Below are 17,201 nucleotides of genomic sequence, written 5' to 3' on the forward strand. Positions count from 1 at the left end.
CCCGGAGACCGCGGCGCCGGAGGAGGGCGCAGAGGCCTCCGGCGGGAGTATTTGGGGAAAGATGACAGGCGCTGCCCTGTCCCGGGAGGAGCGATATGGCGGATAGGACGTTTCTGAGCTGGCCGTTTTTCGAAGAACGCCATCGGGCGCTGGCTGAGGAGCTGGAGAGCTGGGCTGCCGGGGCGCTGGCGGACATCGATCACGGCGATACCGACGCGGCCTGCCGGGCGCTGGTTGCGGCGCTTGGTGCAGGCGGCTGGACGCAGCATTCCGGCGCCATGGCCGGAGAGGCACTGGATGTGCGCACGCTCTGCCTGATCCGCGAAACGCTTGCGCGGCACGACGGTCTGGCGGATTTCGCCTTTGCGATGCAGGGGCTGGGGACCGGGGCGATCTCCCTGTTTGGCAGCGCGGCACAGCAGCAGGAGTGGTTGCCGCTGACCCGCTCGGGCAAGGCGATCGCGGCCTTTGCCCTGACGGAGCCGCAGTCGGGGTCGGATGTGGCCAATTCCACCATGACCGCGACGCTGGATGGCGATCATTACGTTCTGAACGGGGAGAAGACCTGGATCTCCAACGGCGGGATTGCCGATGTCTATACGCTGTTTGCCCGTACCGGCGAGGGACCGGGGGCGAAGGGGCTCTCGGCCTTTGTGGTGCCTGCGGGCCTGCCGGGGTTTGAGGTGGTGGAGCGGCTGGAGACACTGGCGCCGCATCCATTGGCGAGGCTGAGGTTCACAGATTGCCGGATCCCGCGCAGCGCCCTGCTGGGGGAGGCGGGGGCCGGTTTTAAGATTGCGATGTCGGTGCTGGATGTATTCCGCTCCACCGTGGCGGCGGCTGCGCTGGGGTTTGCCCGCCGGGCGCTGGACGAGGCGCTGGCACGGGTGACGACGCGCCATGTGCAGGGCGCGCCGCTGGCGGATTTGCAGATGGTGCAGGGTCATATCGCCGATATGGCGCTGGATGTGGATGCAAGCGCCCTGCTGGTTTACCGCGCCGCCTGGGCCAAGGACAGCGGCGCGGCGCGGATCACCCGCGAGGCCGCCATGGCAAAGCTGTTTTCTACCGACCAGGCGCAGCAGGTCATCGACAGGGCGGTACAGCTGCATGGCGGTGACGGCGTACGGCAGGGCCAGAAGGTCGAGGAACTCTATCGCGATATCAGAGCGTTGCGGATCTACGAGGGGGCTTCGGATGTGCAGCGTGTGGTGATCGCCCGTCAGGCGATTTCCGCGTTTCAAAAAGGGGGCTGAGATGCTGGGACCAAGCGCACATATCGACACATTCACCCGCGATAACCTGCCGCCGGCAGATCAGTGGCCGGAGTTCCTGATGGAGGGGTTCGACTACCCCGAGAGGCTGAATGCCGCGGTCGAACTGACCGATGCCATGGTGGCCAGGGGATTTGGCGACAATACCGCCCTGATCGGCAACGGGCGGCGACGCACCTACAAGGAACTGGCCGATTGGACCAACCGGCTGGCCCATGTTCTGGTCGAGGATCTGGGGGTGAAGCCGGGCAACCGGGTGCTGATCCGTTCGGCCAATAACCCGGCCATGGTGGCCTGCTGGCTGGCAGCGACCAAGGCGGGGGCGGTGGTTGTGAACACCATGCCGATGCTGCGGACGGGGGAGCTGGCCAAGATCGTTGACAAGGCTGAGATCAGCCATGCGCTCTGCGACACGCGGCTGATGGAGGAGCTGGTGAGCTGCGCCAAGACCTCGGCATATCTGACGTCCGTTGTGGGGTTTGATGGCACCTCCAACCATGATGCCGAGCTGGACCGGCTGGCGCTGGAAAAGCCGGTGAGTTTCGAGGCTGTGGCCACGGGCCGGGACGATGTGGCGCTGCTGGGCTTTACCTCGGGCACCACCGGCGCGCCAAAGGCGACCATGCATTTCCACCGTGATCTGTTGATGATTGCGGATGGCTATGCGGCGGAGGTACTGGGCGTGACGCCCGAAGATATCTTTGTCGGCTCGCCGCCGCTGGCGTTTACCTTCGGTCTTGGCGGGCTTGCGATTTTTCCGCTGCGGTTCGGGGCGGCGGCGACATTGCTGGAGAATGCCTCGCCGCCGAATCTCATCGAGATTATCGAGAAATACCGGGCGACCGTCTGTTTTACCGCGCCAACCGCCTATCGGGTGATGTTGCGCGCGATGGAGGAGGGGGCCGATCTGTCGTCGCTGCGGGCGGCCGTTTCCGCGGGCGAGACGCTGCCCGCGCCGGTTTATGAGGATTGGATGGCGCAGACTGGCAAACCGATGCTGGATGGAATCGGGGCGACGGAGATGCTGCATATCTTTATCTCCAACCGGTTCGACGATCATCGCCCGGCCTGTACTGGCAAGCCGGTCCGGGGGTATCAGGTGCGGGTCCTGGATGCGGAGGGCAAAGAGGCGCCGCGCGGTGAGGTTGGCCGGCTGGCGGTCAAGGGGCCGACGGGTTGTCGCTATCTGGCGGATAGGCGTCAGGACAGCTATGTGTGCGATGGCTGGAACATCACCGGCGACAGTTTTGTGATGGACGCTGATGGCTATCTGCATTTTGCGGCGCGCAATGACGATATGATTGTCTCGGCCGGGTATAATATCGCAGGCCCGGAGGTTGAGGCGGCGCTGCTGTCGCATGAGGCGGTGGCCGAATGCGCGGTCATTGGCGCCAAGGATGAGGCGCGCGGAGAGATTGTGCAGGCGCATGTGGTGCTGGCCGAGGGCAGCAGCCCGTCGGATGTTTTGACCAAGGCGCTTCAGGACCACGTCAAGGCGACCATCGCGCCCTATAAATATCCCCGCGATATCGTCTACATCGACGCGCTGCCGAAAACCGAAACCGGCAAGATCCAGCGGTTTCGCCTGAAAGCGGAGTAGCGCAGGGATTCGCCTCGGGATTCCGGCCGCTAGAGGACAGGCACCTGTTCCAGCCGCCGTATCAGGTCGGGAGAGATTGCGTCCGGGCCATCGTTGAACTGGGCACGGGAGACGAAATTCAGATGCCGTGAAAGCAGCGTCAGCTTTGCCGAGGAGATCTCTTCGTAGAAGGCCTTCATGTCGTCGCGCGCCATCAGCTCGGTGATCTTGCTGCGGTGGGCGGTGACCGCAGCGTCATGCAGCGCCTTGATCCCCTTGAGCCGTTTGAGCCGGGTCAGTTCCTTTTTCGTTGCCGGAAGGCGGCGCTGGATGGAGAGATCCTGTTCCATGTTGAAATTCATGCGCATCCAATAGGCCAGCCCCTGGTCGCGCTCCACATGGTTCACCCGGCCACGGTCGCGTTTGACAAGGAAGCTTTCGGTGCTGCGTACGGCGTAATGGTTCAGCGTCACCATGTCGTAGCCGTGGTCGCGAATGCCGAAACGCCAGCCCTGATCGGCCATATCCTCGGGCACCGGTTTTCCCGTGCCTGCCACCCAATTCGGCATCCCCTCTATGCGCCGTTTCAGCGGACGGTGGACGCCAATGCGGTCATAACCTCCGGCGACATGGTGCCCTCGCGTTCGGAACAGGGTTTTGATGCCCCAGGCCTGGATCGGGGCAGGGCAGTATTTGGGCGCGCAATAGGTATGCTGCTGGGTCAGCAGCACGTCCCCATAGGAATCGCGGAAACTGTTGCCGAACAGGCGCCATTGCATCGAGATCATGTCTGGATCACCGGTGGCAGCAAAAAGGCTGTCGAGGTCGCCGTCGCCAACGTGAATGTTCACGAACTCATCCACATCAGAGACCAGAACCCACTCGGCCTCCCGGACCAGATCAAGACCTTCTGCGAATTTCAACGCGCCTTTCTGCGGATTATAGCCGCTGCCCATCTCCTGATAGGGGTTGTCCATCCGGGTGACATAGCCACGGGCCGCCAACGCATCGAGCAGCTCGACGGTGCCGTCGTCGCAGTCATTGGTGAAAACCAGGATATGATCGAACCCGAGGGCGCGGTGGTGGGCGACCCATTCCAGGATGAAGGGGCCTTCGTTTTTCATACAGGTGATGATCAGACGTTGAGCCGTCTTTGCAGGGCGTGTTGTCATGACCTAGCCCTCTGCCTCGGCGAGTTCGGCACGCAGCCGTTCCAGCGAGTTGCGAATGTTTTTCGCATTGCGTTTCTTCAGCGTGTATTCGCAGACCTGAATGGCCAGTTTTCTGTGGTTTTTCTCCTCGGCCTTCATCAGGAGGTCGTGCTGGTATCGGGGCAGGTCGCGGCGTGCGCGCAGAAGTTGGTAGAACCGTTGGGAGGTGAAACGGCCCTCGCAGATTTCGTTCAGCATCGGTTTGAGGATGTCCATATTGGCCAGCGCCTGCGGCAGCTGGTGGCCGAAGAACGGCATCCTCATCTTGCGGATATTGTCACCTGTGAGCCGGTTCACCTGTTCCACATCCGGCGCGAAATAGGGGTCGTACAGGACCACGACATCCTCTGCCGACTGGGTCGCCTGCGCGGCATCCGCATAACGGTCCTCCCAATCCAGACGCGCGGTCCAGCCCCAGCGGTTGTCATCCGGCAGGATGCGACGGTCGAGCGTGGTCTGCGGCGCGATGGCAAAGACCTTGGAGCCTGGCACGCATTGCGAATAGGTGAGTGCGCCAAAGGCCCCCATGGAGGCGCCATAGAACAGAACCTCGTCAAATTGTGCAAAGAAGCCGCTGTCGCGCAGCTGGTCAAAGCTGTCATGCACGAAGGGGTTACGGAACCAGTTCCGCTTGGCGCCGATCACGCCAAGCACCGAACAGCCCATGGTCTGCGACAGCAGCTTGTAACCCCAGGGCCAGCGCTGGCCCTCCTTTTGCTGGACGACATGGATATTGTCGAAGCTGACCACCAGACGCTTGCCAGAAGGCTCGTAATACAGCGCGTTGTCCTTGTCCTCCCAGAAGAAGCCGGCACGCTGGGCGGCATGGGCGCGCATGTCGGTGAACCGTGCATCACTGGTCATCGGCTGGGCGCTGTCCGGCGCGTCCGGACGCCCGACGGCGGAACGATCAAGGGCGCCCTGATTTTTGATCTGGGCATTGGTGGCGGCCGGCGCGATCGTGACCACGCGGCTGGCAGGCGCCGGGGCAGGCGCGACGACGGCAGGCGCAGGCGCAAAGGGACGCTGCATCTTCTGGGCGAGGTCGGCGATATCGATATCGGCTCCCAGCTCGGCCTCGCGTGTTTTCAGGTCCGCAACGCGGATCTTGCCCTGCACCATCTCTTTCAGCAGCCGGGTCTTGGCCTTGATCTGGGCGGGAGAGAGCAGCAGCGCCTCCGGTTCGGGGATCTGCACACCTGCCGGGGTGCCTGCCTCGGCCTGATCCTCAAGCTTGGTGAGGTAGATCGCATCCGGGCGCGCGACCTCGGTCAGGTTTTCATATAGATTGGCGTATTCCGGCTGAGATTTCAGATCGTCGATTTTGGCCCTATGCCATTGCACGGCCTCTTTGTGCAGGCGTGCCAGCTGCGGATCCGCCATCAGCTGATCCAGTTCGGCCCGCATCATCGGCAGGCGATTGAGCATCCGCCCGTCGGTTTCCGAGGCGTAGTTGCGGCGCGCCCAATAGTCGATCCCCTGATCCTGTTCGGTATGGTTGATCCGCCCACGATCCCGTTTCACCAGGAAACTGTCGGCCGACCGCAGCACATAGTGGTTCAGTGTCGCCATCTGATAGCCAAGCGAGCGTTTGGTGGAGCGCCAGCCGTTGTTGGTGAGCAGCATATCAGGCATGACGCGCCCTGACCCGTTGACCCAGCGCACCTGCGAGACGTTGTCTTCGTTGTCGATCTTCAGCGGGCGGTGAACGCCTATCTTGGTGTAGGGCGCGGATTTATGCACCATGCTCTTGAACCCCCAGCCAAGCCTGGGTTTTGGGATGAACTCGGGCGCGCAGCGGGTGAACTGTTCGATAATGGGGCGGTCTTCATAGGTGCCGACCCCGCCATTGCCGAAGAATTTCCAGGTAAAGGAGATCACATTCGGATCGCCAGCGGCCCTGAACAGATCGGCAAATCTGCCGTCACCGACATGGATGTTCACAAATTCATCGACATCAATGGTCAGAACCCAATCCGCAGCCTTGAAGGCAGGCTGTCTCATGGCGTCCTCCAGCGCGACATGCTGGGGCTTCTTGCCGGAGGCCGGATCCCAGGGATTGTCAACGCGGGTAACCAGCCCCAGTTCTGCCAGACGGTCCAGCATCGCATCGGTATTGTCGCGGCAGTCGTTGGTGTAGATCAGGAAGTGTTTCGCCCCGATTGCCTTGTGATAGGCGATCCACTCCAGAATGAACGGGGCCTCGTTCTTCATCGAGGTGAGGATCAGGATATTGTCGTGGGAAACCGGCTCTGCCAGCGGCGCGAGGCGATCCACGAGTGTTTCGGTCCGCAGCTCCAGATTGTCGATCGCCCGCTGGTAATGGGCGCTCTGCGTGAGACGATCCAGCGGCATTTTGAGCAGGGGGTGCGCGGTCTGTTGTGCTGCTGCCCGTGGCGCCGGAGCCGGGGTTTTTGCGGTTGCAGCCGCGGCTTTGGCAAGTTCGGCCTGAGTGGGTTTGCCCTGTGGGGGCCGGTCCGGGATCGGTGCGGCGGCGGCTTCGATATCATGCCGGACCAGCGCGCGGCCGAGATAGCTGTCGGGATGAGGAATGCCGCCTTCATGGGTGATCAGGCGTCGGCTCAGCCGACGGTTCCACAGATGCACACCATAGCAGCCCTCGTCGATCTTCTTCTCTACGGTATAGCCCGGTGACAGCAGGTTCCGGCGTTCTTTGAAAGAGATCTGAAAGAAGGCCATCTGCGGTTTCACATGCGCCATCTCACCGGTTTCATTCAGGAAATAGGTCAGCGCCGACGGCCCCCAGACGCCCCATTTCAATTCGGAGACATGAACCGGGTTGCCAGCCGCATGAGCCGCTTCCAGGGCCGCGCGTTCCTCGCCCTTGACCCAGGGCGGGATCGGGTATTCGTTTTCGCAGAACGTGTTCAACCGCTGTAGCGTTCGCGAAAACCGGGGCAATCCCAGAACTGCATTACAGACCAGCCGTCCCGGTTTTTCCCAGCCAAAGACCCATTGGTCCTGAAAATCCCAGGGTTTGACGCAGAGAACGTCGGCATCCACCCAGATCACATTCTGCATCGAAATCATCTTGTAGCGAAAGGCGTCGGCATGAACCGCAGGCGAGCCGGAGACCTTGTGGCGGATGAAATCCGACGCCGGGAAAATCCGGTTTGCATCCATCAGCTCGACACCCGGCGGGCAGTTGTCGACCGTCTCGTAGGTATAGAGCAGGGTGCGATGCCCGTGATCGGCAAAGGATTTCAGACAGGTTTGCTCAAGATAGCTGAGATTGCCACCAATCCAGAGGGAGGCGATTACCGGGAGGTCAGACATAGTATTGCGCACTGCTTCATTCTTATTCTGGGACTGTCGAAGGGGCGCTGGTCTACCGTCCGGGGCCGCGAGATCCGACGCGCGACCGCTGCCAGCTGCAAAGCTGAGCCTGCAAAACGGTTTTCTGTCCGGCAATGCCCTGTTCGACACTCATCCTCGTGACTGCGAGAGGTTCGCGAAGGGGCGTATCGCCACCAGAGCCCCTCTTGATTAAGCAGGGACAGCCCAGGCCGCCCGCACGTCCTCAAACTCGTTTTTATCTAACTACCGGAGCCACTTGACCGTCTGCTTGCGATCATTGCCTGAGGTGACCCCACATGTCATAAGCGGACGATAACCTACCTTCAGGGCGCGTTCAAATGATTGTAAGCCATAAGCACAACTTTGTTTACGTCAAGCCCGGCAAGACTGCGGGCAGCTCGATCGAGCTGGCCATCAGCGCCTATTGCGGGCCACAGGATGTGATCACCAGGCTGCGCCCGCGCGAGGAATATCAGCGCGGCGACTGTGCGGCGCGGATCGAAAACCCGCAATTCGTGAATATCAATTCCGGCGAGACCATCGAACTGCAGAACCATTCCAGATACAGCGATGCGCTGCGGGTATATGGCGAGCAGATCGTCGACTATGATGTGGTTTGCACCGAGCGGAACCCGTGGGAAAAGGCGATCTCGTCATTCTTCTGGAAGGGAAACAGGCGCCCCGAACGCCCGGTTGAGCCGCGATTCAAGAGATTTGTCAACGACGGTCGCTGGCCGCAGGATTTCGATGTCTACTCCGTGAACGGTGTCTGTGTCGCCGATCACATCATCCGGGTCGAACGTCTGACGGAAGACTACCGCGATTTTCTCGGATCATTGGGCATCGTGATCGAGGGGGAGATCAGCTTCCCGGCCTCCAAGGGCTTTCAGCGCCCCAAGGAGGCGACACGGGAGGTCATGTTCACGCGGCCTTGGGTGATCCGGGCAGTTGAGGAGCATTCCCAAGAGCTGCGCTCGGTGCTGCCCTACCGTTTCGAAGACCGCAGCGCACCGGAGGTCCACCTGAGCCCGGACCGCCGAACGGCCCGCTATCGGTTTCTGGAACAAAACGCCTGCGGTCCCGCCTATTGGCAGCGCGTGCCGACATCCACATCGGCCTGATCCGGGGGGGGGGCAGGCGCAGTGCCGATGAGTTCAGTTGAACGCCCGGAGGGAAGTGCCAGATCCGCCTTTAGAGGCGACGCGAGCAAAACAGTCAAAGCTGTCGCGCATCGCGCTGTCAAATCTGACGTCTGGAGGCGAGTACCGGAATCGAACCGGTGTACACGGATTTGCAATCCGAACCCAAGTCATTGAAATAACTACATTGAGTGTTGAGAAAAAGGCGGAATAAAACGGAAACGAACCGTGAAAGTTGCGAAGGCTATTTGCGCCTCCGCTGCGCTTCCAAAGCCCGCACTTTCTGCCGCGTCGAGCCTGCGTATTTTGCAATCATCGCCTTCGTGGTGTGGCCGGTGACTGCCGCTATCAAATCATCGTCGCAACCCAGCGCGGCCAGCTCTGCCGCCGCGGCATAGCGCAGCCCGTGCAGGTCATAGTCCTCGGCGCCAATCACCTTGCGCACGTTCATCACCGCCTCATGAGCACTGCGGTAGCTGGTCGGCTTTCCGCGGCCCCATGCGCAGATCGTCGGGCCAATCTTCTGCGTGTCCGCAAGAATGGCGCGCAGGTGTGAGGTGAACGGCACCCACAGTTTGGCTCCGGTCTTTCCCTGCGCCACGTTGATGCCGTCGCCCTCTATATCGCTCCAGCGCATTTTCAGAACATCACCGATCCGCTGGCCGGTCCCAAGGCACAGTTCAAATACTAGCAGCGCCCGGCCGTCAGCGGCGGCGCGGAATTTCTCGATCATCTCCAGCGGCCATGGCTCGCGCGGCTTGGTGTCGGCTTTCAGCAGGGAAACGCCCTTGGCCGGGTTGTCGTCGCGCCAGCCCAGGTCAATCGCGTGCTCCATCAGGATCCGCACCACCTGCACGATGTAATTGGCAAAGCGCACGGTCTCGGCGTTGGCATCCCGCGCTCTGATCACGTCCTTGCGCTTGATGCCAGCAACGGCCTTGCTGCCGATCTTCTCCCGCACCCATGAGAGCACTTTGTCGTAGTCACGCGCTGTGCGAGGCGCCAGGCGCTTGTAGCGTTGGCTGCGCTCGTAGTTGGTGACAAGGGCAGAGAATGTCTTGCCGGTGGTTGGGGCCGCCTGCGCGCCATTCAGAAGGGCGGCATACTCCAGAGCGAATTCCTTGGTGCCAGGGCGGCTCTCAATGCGTGTGGTTTGGTAGCCGCGTCGCTGGAAGTACAGCACGCCTTTCTTGTTGTAGACATGCGCTGGTAGTTCTCGCTTCATCGTTTGAAGTCCACCTGATCGAAGTCGTCCAGCTCGCCGCCGGGTGTTGCCGGTTTAACATGCACCTTTCCATCCGGCTCGATGATCACGGAAAACCCTTGTGCGGCCCATTCTGTGACCGCCTTGCGTAGATCCGCCGGGCGCCAAAGCGGCTTGGTGACTGGTTCATGCTTGCCCATCAGCTATCCTTTCTTGTCGGAATGCAGGCTGCCGCCAAGGGCCTTGTATGCGGTGACTTCCTTCATGTGTTCCTCCGGGCTTAGTTGGATTGGGTCTTGTCCAGTTCTTCGGTCAGGTTTCCGGTTGCGCCGACACCATGACCATCAAGGCCAAAGAGCAGATATTTCCCGCCCTCTGTTTTACCCACGGCGTTGAATGGACCGACGGCTACGATGGTGACGGGCTTGCCGGATTGCCGCGCATATCGACGCCCGATCTTAGGTGTTGGGTAGGACAATGTTTGGCCTCCGGGCTTTGCTGGATTAGTCGTGGATGCGGCTGGTTTTGTCAGTTGCGTGTTCGGTGAACATGCCGTTGTGGTGATCGGCAATCGCCATCGCCACCTTGTTCGGAAGCCTGCAAGCAATGATCCCGTCAGTCCCGGGGCAGGTCACATTGGAGAACTCTGCGTCCATGTCTTCTGGGCGGTGTGCCTGCCACGGGTAATCAGAGGGGCAGGGCACGTCAGGATCTGGTTCCCAGCGCTTCAGCGGCTTGGTGATATCCATGGGGTTCCTCCGGGTGGTGCGTTTCGGGGTTGGGGTTAGGTGAAATCGGGAACGTAGGGTTGCACGGGCAGCGGCGTCCAGTGGGTGTGGTATCCGGGCCAGCCGCCAACATCGAAGCGGGCGGCGGGTTTTTCGCCTGTCTCGCGATGCGTGTGGCATTCGACGGTATGGCCGAGGTCAAGCGGCGATCCAACATAGGGCGCTTCGCCTAGCCAGTCGTTTCCGTCCCAGCACCACCAGAGCACGTCGCCGTGATCTTGGTGCCATTCATCGAGAGGGCGCGGCACACGGTTTGCGTCGCGCGGCGGTTCGGTCATGGGGTTCATTGGTTCCTCCGGGGTTAGGTGGAATGGGCGGCGCGCTCATGCGCCGTTTCATATCCATCGGCCTCCTTCTCGAACTCCTCGGCGAGTTCATGCAGAGAGGCGACATGATCGCTACAGAGCCGGGTCGGGCGGCTTTCCAGCATCTCTGCAATCCGTTTGAGGTCATGCGCGTGCCCGCGCCATTCCGTCGATACCTTCATTGTTTCCTCCGTGGCGGTTTTAGGATTCAGGTTTCGCAGCGAACACGCGCTTGCGAGCGGCTTCATAGGGATCACCGCGATAGGGGCTTTGAGCCAGTGTCTCAATCATCCGGGCGATATGGTCAGCCTCACGTGCTGCGGCCCGGTCGCCGGGGTAGACCGGCTTCCCGTTCTTTTCGCACTGCCTGATTTCCCGGCGCAGAGCGTCAGCGCGTCCACGGGCCACGCGCGCGGCGTCGGCGACGAACTTCTTTTTCCCTTCGGGCATGGTCTCTCCTGGCGGTGCGTTTCTGGGTTGGCGGTTTCTGGATTAGTAAACTTGGCGCTGCTTGCCGCACTTGGTGCATTCCTGCCCGATGCCAGGCACCAGCGCTTGGAACTTCGTTGCGCGCCAATCGTGGCTGCAAATCATCGGCTTGATTTTCCGCAGTGCGCGCGCTGTCAGCTCGACGATGAATGCCAGAGCAAACATCCAAGCCAGCATCGTGCCAATGATCGCCAGAAAAACGAAAAAAAACGGAACCTCGTTGACTTGCGCCCAAGCGAAAAAAGCTTCTGCCATATTTCTCTCCATTAAAGGGGTGCGTTTTAAGCGCCGCGCTCTACGGCGGCGGGCGAATGGGTGGGCGGTCTCAAGAGGTCGTGAACCATGCGAATATCGGCGTCAGAGGCTTCGGCGTTCAGGGTCAGCGATAGCGCCTTTGGGTTCTCACCATCGCGGCCAACACCCAAGACCCGCAGCGCACTGTCAAAGAGGGAGCATGGCCACTTCATCAGATGGTGCTTGATTGCGTTTCCCGCGCGCGCAGCTGCTTCGCAGTGAGACGCGCCTTTGCCGTAAGTCACGACATGCTCATATCCATCATCGCCAACTTTTCGCGCCAATACGATCACCTGATCCCAGCCATAGGTTTCGGCGATGTCACGGGCTGACTTGATGGGCAGTTTGATTTCTTCGCTCATAAGGATCTCCATCAAAGGGGTGCGGTTTTTGGATTCAAAGTTCGGACAGCGCGTAAGCGCACTGACGGTGCGTTTCGTATTCCGTGTCAGCCTCACCGCGATCCGCGGCTTCATCCTCGATCCACCCGCGCAACGCGTTGATCCTCGCGCGCATTTCTTCCAGCTTCGCCTCGTAGTAGCGTTCCGTGGTTTCGAGGATGTCGGCGTCCACATATTTCTGAAAGTCGCAGTCGCGTTCATCATCGCCCTCCCACCGCGGTACGGTGGCCTGCACCGACAGCACCACCATTCCGGTGCCGTTGTGGTGTTCGTCCAGTTCGGCCATCCAGATTTCACGCGGCCATTCCGGGTCGTCTGTTTCGCTCATAGTGCCTCCGGTGCGTTTCGGGGTTGGGGTTCTAGGACTCGGGGTCCGACATGTCTTTGACGTTCTTGACAAGGCGCTCTGCGGCCTCGGCAGTGTAGGGCTTATCCTTGTCCGTCAGTGCACCGCCCAGGGTGACGATATCAGCCGCCACCGAAACCGGCACATCCACCACCGCGCTGGCGGCCTTCATTGCTGACTTCAAAATTCCGAACATGGGTATTTCTCCTTCGGGGGGGATTGTTGGAAATCAGACAGTGACATCGCGCCGGTCGATTTCGTCGCAGATCTGCTGCACTAGAGCTGTCTGCCGGTGATGGATATCGGTCCCCCAAGCGTTGATCTTGGTCCGCCACATGCGCAGGGTCGCGTCGTCCATTTCAGCAAGTGGCGGAACCGCCTCGAACACGTCGAACCCTTTGCTCTTGAGGAAGCTGATCGCATTCAAGATGCAGGGATCTGGTTCGGCCTCACGTGAGTTCCACAATTCCACAAGCTGACGCATCACATCGACATTGCGGCCAAACACCGCCGGGTCGGCGCTGCCGGTCACCTTGCAAATGTTCTTCGGGTGTCCGTTGGGGTGGTATTCGCCCTCGAACTGGACGCCATATCCGAGGTTCAGAACAAGCTTTGACATTGGTCCCTCCATCAAAGGGGTGCGGTTGTGGGGCTGGTGGGATCAGTAGTCACCGACAGAGGTGCAGACCTCGTCCTCATCGACCTCGATCACGGTCTCCGCGGCGTACATAGCCAAGAGGCGCTGGGCGAGGCCGTAGGGCTTATTGGTGGTGAAGCCCTCCCGACCGCCCTTGCTGGCAATGACGCCGGTGTAATCGCGGATACTACTGATGGTGCCAGTGTGCAGCTCATCGCTGTCTTGGTTGAGGTCGGGTTTCAAGCCATGGCGGATGCGCAGAGTGATGTCGCAGGAAGTCTTTTCCAGGTGCTCATAGTACGCGCTGTCATCAAGGTAGATCGTCCACTCAGGGCCAAAGCACGTGCTGTCCCGCGGATCCTCTCGCTCAACGATGCAGGTCACCACCTCACCATATCCGCCATCGCTCTCGTGAGGCGCCCTCATCTCTTCCACGATCTCAGAGAGCTTTACCGATTTCGGCGCGATCTTGAGCATCTGAGCGATATCGTCTTTCAGGCGCCCTTCGATCAGGTCGGACGCGATGGTCTCCACCTGTTTCAGAACCATGCCGCTAATCAGCGTGTTGTAGCTGGGCAGGTTCACATCGTTGATCTTGAGGGCCTCGGAGATCTTGCGCTCCAACACCTGGCCAAAGGGTGAAAAGCTGCGTGTCGCCTGTTCAATGGCATTTTCGACCGTCTTCGCGATCTGCTTATCCACGATCTCTTTCACGCGCTCCGGCGCTGTGGCGTTGGCCAGAGCTTGTGCGGCCAGCTGTGCAATGTCGGTTGTCGGAGTGTCGACTTTGTCTTTCATGATGGCACCTGTGATTTACGATGTCAGCGCTGGGCGCGGCCGGTTTCCGTGAGTGGGGTTGCCGCGCCCGGGTGGAGCGGGCGCCACCCCGCATGTGTTGGAAAAGGGCCGGGACCGTGGCCCCGGCCAGTTTGTGCCTCAGCAGGTTTCAGGCCTCGGCAACAGGGAGTGAGGGTGGCAGCGGCGCCTGTCCGTTGTAGGGGCAGTCAGGCCGCCAGTCGGTGGCGCGGCGGGCCCTGGTCAATCGGCAGGACATGCGGGCCGCGCGGATCCACGCAGACAGCGCGCTGGGCAGGTCGATGCCGTCCACGCTGATGCCCAGAAGCTCCACGCATCTCCCCGCAGTCTGAATATGCGCGCGAAGATTGCCTTTCGCTGCTTGACGGGTGTTTGGGCTTAAAGACACCCAGTTCCGTTTGGTCTCCGGGTCTTTATGGGTGGTCCAGCCTCGATCGCGCAGCAGTCGGATAAGGCCGCCGTAAACCTCCTCCTTGAAGGACGGTTCGTTGGGGTCATCCTGCCAAATTCCGATGTGTGAATCGTGCAGGTTTATTTCCAGCTTTCTCATTGGCGAGCGAGCTCCTGAGTTTCGGGGCCTTGTGTAGACGCGCTGGGCGCGATGCCAGCATGGTGAGAGTTGGGATTATTCAGCGGCGATGGCTGCGGCGTTGCCTGGCATATCGCCGTTGAGGCCAACCAGCCCTGCAGCGACGACATTGAGAGCTGCTTTTCCCATTGGGCTTGCCGCCCGGTGCGCCCGTACGATCTTGATCTCGTCGGAGTTCAATTCGCGGTCGGCGTTAGGTTTGGCGTCTTCTGTGGGGAAGAAGTCTGACGTTTTTGCTTCAAGGTGATTGGCAATCATCCAGAGGCGGGACGCGCTGACCCGGTTTGCGCCAGTTTCATACTTCTGGATTTGCTGAAACTTGATACCCACTGCGTCTGCGAGCTCTTGCTGCGAAATCCCTGCCAGAAGGCGAGCTTGGCGGATCTGTTTTCCAACGTGGATGTCGATGGGATGCGGCATTGCGATGTTCCTTTGATCTATCTGCACATGGGCGCGGCCGGTTGCCGTGAGTGGGTGTTGCCGCGCCCGGCGGAGCGGGACTGCCCGCGTTGTTCAAAAGGGGCCGGGGCCGTAGCCCCGACCAGTTCTTGCGTCGGCAGGTTTCAGGCTTCGGCAAGGGGGGAGTTGTTCAGGAAGCGGCGCTTGGCCGTTGTAGGGGCAGTCGTGGCGCCAGTCCGTCGCGCGCCGTGCCGGGTCAAGGTTGCAGCGGACGCGAGCAGCCCGGATCCAGCTGGAGATCGCGGCATTCACATCAGGGCCGGTGCCCTCGATGCCAAGCATCTCGATCTGCCAGCCACTGCCGCCCTCGCAGACCGCCGGGGAGACCTTGCCTCCGTTAGTCCGGATCAGAGTCCGACGGCCAAAGCAGGAGCGGTGCTCCAGATCTAGGGCGGCGGCGTGGATTTCTTGATGGGTCACGGGCGATGCCATGGCGCTACTGCCGCACAACATGGGCGGGCAGCTTATTGATGAGCCAGCCCGCCAAAAGGGTTGGTGCCTTACGAGGGCGCGCCACCGTGTCCAGTTGCTCTGCCAGTCGATAGGCGAGCAGTTCACCTGCCATTTCTGGAAGCATATGCCGGGCCATGGCCGCCAACTCTTCGTCAGTGCAGGTGGCCAAAGATGTCACAGGATCATTGCCCGCCATGGCGCGCAGCTGGCCGTCTGAAATCAAACTTTCTGAGGGTACGTTCTTCATTGCGATTCTCCCTTGGTTGAGAATCAAAGTAATGTAGGAAAAATCCTACGTCAATAAGCTAAAGAGGATAAATCCTATACATAACTTCCACCCGCCACCTGACTTGCTGCAAGGGTGGTGTGCTGCGCGGGCAAAAAGAAACCCCAGCACAGTGGCCGGGGTCAAGGAGTGTAGGGTGGTCACTCCAGAGGTGCTTAAAAACGTCTCTGCCAAACTTCTCAGGAAGAGGTCGGGCCAGAACAACATGCGGGCAGAGTGGTTAACGTGTGGTTAACAGTGTGGTCAAAGAAAAACCCCGACGTAGTCTGCGGGGCGAGGTAGACTAGTGTTCGTTAGGCGCTAACCAGCTGTGTTGGTATGGTTGCAGCTGTCAGAAACTCTTTGCTGTCTTTGAGCTTCGCCTTGATTTTGAGCTCTCCATCTTCCTTTAGTGTAAAGTGAAACTGTGGCAGTGGGATGGCTGAAAACTGTTCCTGATCGCCGACGTTCAGTTCTCCTTCAGCGGACATGATTTCCGCTTCATTTAGGTCCACTGATACATCAATGGTGTGTTGACCTTCCGGTAAATTCCAAAACCTTAGTAGTGCGGTCAGGCTGATGTCAGTCGGGGCATTTGCGGCAATGGCTCCAGTGTACATCCCAATGATGAATACCTTCCCATTGTTCTCGACGCGAATATCTTCGCAGATGATAGCATCGGCTCTATAAGTCACGAACTTGTTCCGTTGTTGGCTGTAAGTTCAGATTTCTGAACGGTTTTGAATGTATTGGCAGCCACTGATGACATATTCGAGCTTTGATTCACGTTCGGGTTTCTGGGTATGTCGGTGTGGTGCTTGCAGTTGTTCCCGTTGGCCTTATCTAGCCATTGCAGAGTTAGCGTAGGTTCAACGCCAAGGGCCCAGCAGATCTCGGCTATCGTTCTTTCAGTAAGGTTGTTTTGCCCCTTTAAGGCCCTTGAAATCACGGACTTATTTACGCCGATTAGCTCTGCGATCGAACGCTGAGAGATTCCTTTTTCCCTCTTCGCCTTGAGCGCGGCCGCAAGTAAAAGGCGGTGATTGCGTTCCATGAAGTACGCGGCTGCAGCGTCCTTAGGGGTAATATCGAAGTCAAACTCTGCAGACATCTTCTAGGCTCCCTTCCACATACTTAGGGTGGTCAAGGTCAAGTTGCTCTCTGAAGGCAGCGGATCGCTGAACCATTTCATCATATAGTGTCTTTTCTTCTTCAAGCATGTTTTTCAAGGCTGCGCAGACGATGACAAAGATGCAGGTGTCGGTGAACCAACCGTACAGTCGTACGTCAGCGGTTTTGATAACCCAGATTGCCTTATCCTCTGGACGCATAACGTGGGGTTCTAGTTCGCCGGCCATGTCCTCGCCGACGACAAATGCGTGGATTTTTGCTGCTACTTGGTGCGAGGGTTTAAGAGCGCCAGGAATTACACCATCAGATTTGGCCTTGGGTAAAGTCGTTTTGAACCATTCGATAACCTCATGGGAGGCGTACATTGCTCGGTTGGGTTGCTCGTGAGGTCTCAAGTTACCTTTCATCTTTACGAGCGCGCCTTGAGAGGCGAGTTGAACTACTGTTGCCATTTATGTCAACTTTTTTCGCATATCAATGTTTAAAATGACGTTAGCGGCGCG

The 17,201-nt window shown here is 59.6% G+C and carries 25 protein-coding genes; 3 read left to right on the forward strand and 22 right to left on the reverse strand.

Annotated features, from left to right (window positions below):
* Nucleotides 1-95: 95 nt before the first annotated feature.
* Both VWZ81_RS02570 and VWZ81_RS02575 read left to right on the forward strand, forming a co-directional pair.
* On the forward strand, nucleotides 96-1,256 hold the full coding sequence (locus VWZ81_RS02570) for an acyl-CoA dehydrogenase family protein (RefSeq protein WP_260104928.1): 1,161 nt from the start codon (nucleotides 96-98) through the stop codon (nucleotides 1,254-1,256).
* Between the two features lies 1 nt (nucleotide 1,257).
* Nucleotides 1,258-2,874 (forward strand): AMP-binding protein, encoded by a 1,617-nt coding sequence (locus VWZ81_RS02575; RefSeq protein WP_416542004.1) that lies wholly within the window; start codon nucleotides 1,258-1,260, stop codon nucleotides 2,872-2,874.
* Between the two features lie 29 nt (nucleotides 2,875-2,903).
* On the opposite strand, the gene VWZ81_RS02580 is transcribed toward VWZ81_RS02575, so the two are convergent.
* Nucleotides 2,904-4,025, reverse strand: coding sequence for a glycosyltransferase family 2 protein (locus VWZ81_RS02580; RefSeq protein ID WP_416542005.1), 1,122 nt, complete (start codon nucleotides 4,023-4,025; stop codon nucleotides 2,904-2,906).
* A 3-nt stretch (nucleotides 4,026-4,028) separates the two neighbouring features.
* The gene (locus VWZ81_RS02585; RefSeq protein ID WP_416542006.1) at nucleotides 4,029-7,361 is read right to left on the reverse strand and encodes a glycosyltransferase family 2 protein; all 3,333 of its coding nucleotides are present in this window, start codon (nucleotides 7,359-7,361) and stop codon (nucleotides 4,029-4,031) included.
* 359 nt (nucleotides 7,362-7,720) lie between these two features.
* Here VWZ81_RS02585 and VWZ81_RS02590 point away from each other — a divergent pair, with 359 nt between their 5' ends.
* The gene (locus tag VWZ81_RS02590) at nucleotides 7,721-8,503 is read left to right on the forward strand and encodes a hypothetical protein (RefSeq protein WP_416539071.1); all 783 of its coding nucleotides are present in this window, start codon (nucleotides 7,721-7,723) and stop codon (nucleotides 8,501-8,503) included.
* 262 nt (nucleotides 8,504-8,765) lie between these two features.
* On the opposite strand, the gene VWZ81_RS02595 is transcribed toward VWZ81_RS02590, so the two are convergent.
* The 20 genes from VWZ81_RS02595 to VWZ81_RS02690 all read right to left on the reverse strand — a co-directional run bounded on the left by VWZ81_RS02595 (nucleotide 8,766) and on the right by VWZ81_RS02690 (nucleotide 17,150).
* Nucleotides 8,766-9,746 carry a tyrosine-type recombinase/integrase gene (locus VWZ81_RS02595; RefSeq protein ID WP_416542007.1) on the reverse strand — a complete coding sequence of 327 codons (981 nt, stop codon included), beginning with the start codon at nucleotides 9,744-9,746 and terminating at the stop codon, nucleotides 8,766-8,768.
* Nucleotides 9,743-9,925 (reverse strand): hypothetical protein, encoded by a 183-nt coding sequence (locus tag VWZ81_RS02600; protein WP_416542008.1) that lies wholly within the window; start codon nucleotides 9,923-9,925, stop codon nucleotides 9,743-9,745. Before VWZ81_RS02600 ends, VWZ81_RS02595 begins: the two co-directional genes overlap by 4 nt.
* 80 nt (nucleotides 9,926-10,005) lie before the next feature.
* Entirely contained in the window at nucleotides 10,006-10,203 is a 198-nt protein-coding gene (locus tag VWZ81_RS02605) for a hypothetical protein (protein ID WP_416542009.1), read from the reverse strand.
* Nucleotides 10,204-10,228: 25 nt separating this feature from the next.
* Complete coding sequence (locus tag VWZ81_RS02610) at nucleotides 10,229-10,474, reverse strand: hypothetical protein (protein ID WP_260087769.1); 246 nt, start codon at nucleotides 10,472-10,474, stop codon at nucleotides 10,229-10,231.
* Between the two features lie 35 nt (nucleotides 10,475-10,509).
* Nucleotides 10,510-10,800 carry a hypothetical protein gene (locus tag VWZ81_RS02615; RefSeq protein ID WP_416542010.1) on the reverse strand — a complete coding sequence of 97 codons (291 nt, stop codon included), beginning with the start codon at nucleotides 10,798-10,800 and terminating at the stop codon, nucleotides 10,510-10,512.
* A 14-nt stretch (nucleotides 10,801-10,814) separates the two neighbouring features.
* Nucleotides 10,815-11,000, reverse strand: coding sequence for a hypothetical protein (locus VWZ81_RS02620; RefSeq protein ID WP_416542011.1), 186 nt, complete (start codon nucleotides 10,998-11,000; stop codon nucleotides 10,815-10,817).
* A 19-nt stretch (nucleotides 11,001-11,019) separates the two neighbouring features.
* Complete coding sequence (locus VWZ81_RS02625) at nucleotides 11,020-11,268, reverse strand: hypothetical protein (RefSeq protein WP_416542012.1); 249 nt, start codon at nucleotides 11,266-11,268, stop codon at nucleotides 11,020-11,022.
* A gap of 42 nt (nucleotides 11,269-11,310) precedes the next feature.
* Nucleotides 11,311-11,562: a hypothetical protein gene (locus tag VWZ81_RS02630; protein ID WP_416542013.1), complete on the reverse strand. Its 252-nt coding sequence runs from the start codon at nucleotides 11,560-11,562 to the stop codon at nucleotides 11,311-11,313.
* Nucleotides 11,563-11,588: 26 nt separating this feature from the next.
* Nucleotides 11,589-11,963, reverse strand: coding sequence for a hypothetical protein (locus VWZ81_RS02635; protein WP_416542014.1), 375 nt, complete (start codon nucleotides 11,961-11,963; stop codon nucleotides 11,589-11,591).
* A gap of 34 nt (nucleotides 11,964-11,997) precedes the next feature.
* Nucleotides 11,998-12,330: a hypothetical protein gene (locus VWZ81_RS02640; protein ID WP_416542015.1), complete on the reverse strand. Its 333-nt coding sequence runs from the start codon at nucleotides 12,328-12,330 to the stop codon at nucleotides 11,998-12,000.
* A 31-nt stretch (nucleotides 12,331-12,361) separates the two neighbouring features.
* Entirely contained in the window at nucleotides 12,362-12,544 is a 183-nt protein-coding gene (locus tag VWZ81_RS02645) for a hypothetical protein (protein WP_260074105.1), read from the reverse strand.
* 33 nt (nucleotides 12,545-12,577) lie between these two features.
* Complete coding sequence (locus VWZ81_RS02650) at nucleotides 12,578-12,967, reverse strand: hypothetical protein (RefSeq protein WP_416542016.1); 390 nt, start codon at nucleotides 12,965-12,967, stop codon at nucleotides 12,578-12,580.
* Nucleotides 12,968-13,009: 42 nt separating this feature from the next.
* Nucleotides 13,010-13,783 (reverse strand): hypothetical protein, encoded by a 774-nt coding sequence (locus tag VWZ81_RS02655; RefSeq protein ID WP_416542017.1) that lies wholly within the window; start codon nucleotides 13,781-13,783, stop codon nucleotides 13,010-13,012.
* 148 nt (nucleotides 13,784-13,931) lie between these two features.
* Complete coding sequence (locus tag VWZ81_RS02660; RefSeq protein ID WP_416542018.1) at nucleotides 13,932-14,351, reverse strand: hypothetical protein; 420 nt, start codon at nucleotides 14,349-14,351, stop codon at nucleotides 13,932-13,934.
* Nucleotides 14,352-14,426: 75 nt separating this feature from the next.
* Nucleotides 14,427-14,810, reverse strand: a complete 384-nt coding sequence (locus tag VWZ81_RS02665; protein WP_416542019.1) for a helix-turn-helix domain-containing protein — start codon at nucleotides 14,808-14,810, stop codon at nucleotides 14,427-14,429.
* 93 nt (nucleotides 14,811-14,903) lie between these two features.
* Entirely contained in the window at nucleotides 14,904-15,269 is a 366-nt protein-coding gene (locus tag VWZ81_RS02670) for a hypothetical protein (protein ID WP_416542020.1), read from the reverse strand.
* A gap of 16 nt (nucleotides 15,270-15,285) precedes the next feature.
* Entirely contained in the window at nucleotides 15,286-15,549 is a 264-nt protein-coding gene (locus tag VWZ81_RS02675) for a hypothetical protein (protein ID WP_416542021.1), read from the reverse strand.
* Between the two features lie 332 nt (nucleotides 15,550-15,881).
* Nucleotides 15,882-16,262: a DUF6941 family protein gene (locus tag VWZ81_RS02680; protein ID WP_260103273.1), complete on the reverse strand. Its 381-nt coding sequence runs from the start codon at nucleotides 16,260-16,262 to the stop codon at nucleotides 15,882-15,884.
* Nucleotides 16,259-16,678, reverse strand: a complete 420-nt coding sequence (locus VWZ81_RS02685) for a helix-turn-helix domain-containing protein (RefSeq protein WP_260103272.1) — start codon at nucleotides 16,676-16,678, stop codon at nucleotides 16,259-16,261. The genes VWZ81_RS02680 and VWZ81_RS02685 overlap by 4 nt, the downstream gene beginning before the upstream one ends.
* Entirely contained in the window at nucleotides 16,662-17,150 is a 489-nt protein-coding gene (locus VWZ81_RS02690) for a hypothetical protein (RefSeq protein ID WP_260103271.1), read from the reverse strand. The genes VWZ81_RS02685 and VWZ81_RS02690 overlap by 17 nt, the downstream gene beginning before the upstream one ends.
* Nucleotides 17,151-17,201: the final 51 nt, after the last annotated feature.

Origin of the sequence: Phaeobacter sp. JH20_34 (genome assembly GCF_048056095.1) — a bacterium.
Taxonomy (GTDB): Bacteria; Pseudomonadota; Alphaproteobacteria; order Rhodobacterales; family Rhodobacteraceae; genus Phaeobacter; species Phaeobacter bryozoorum.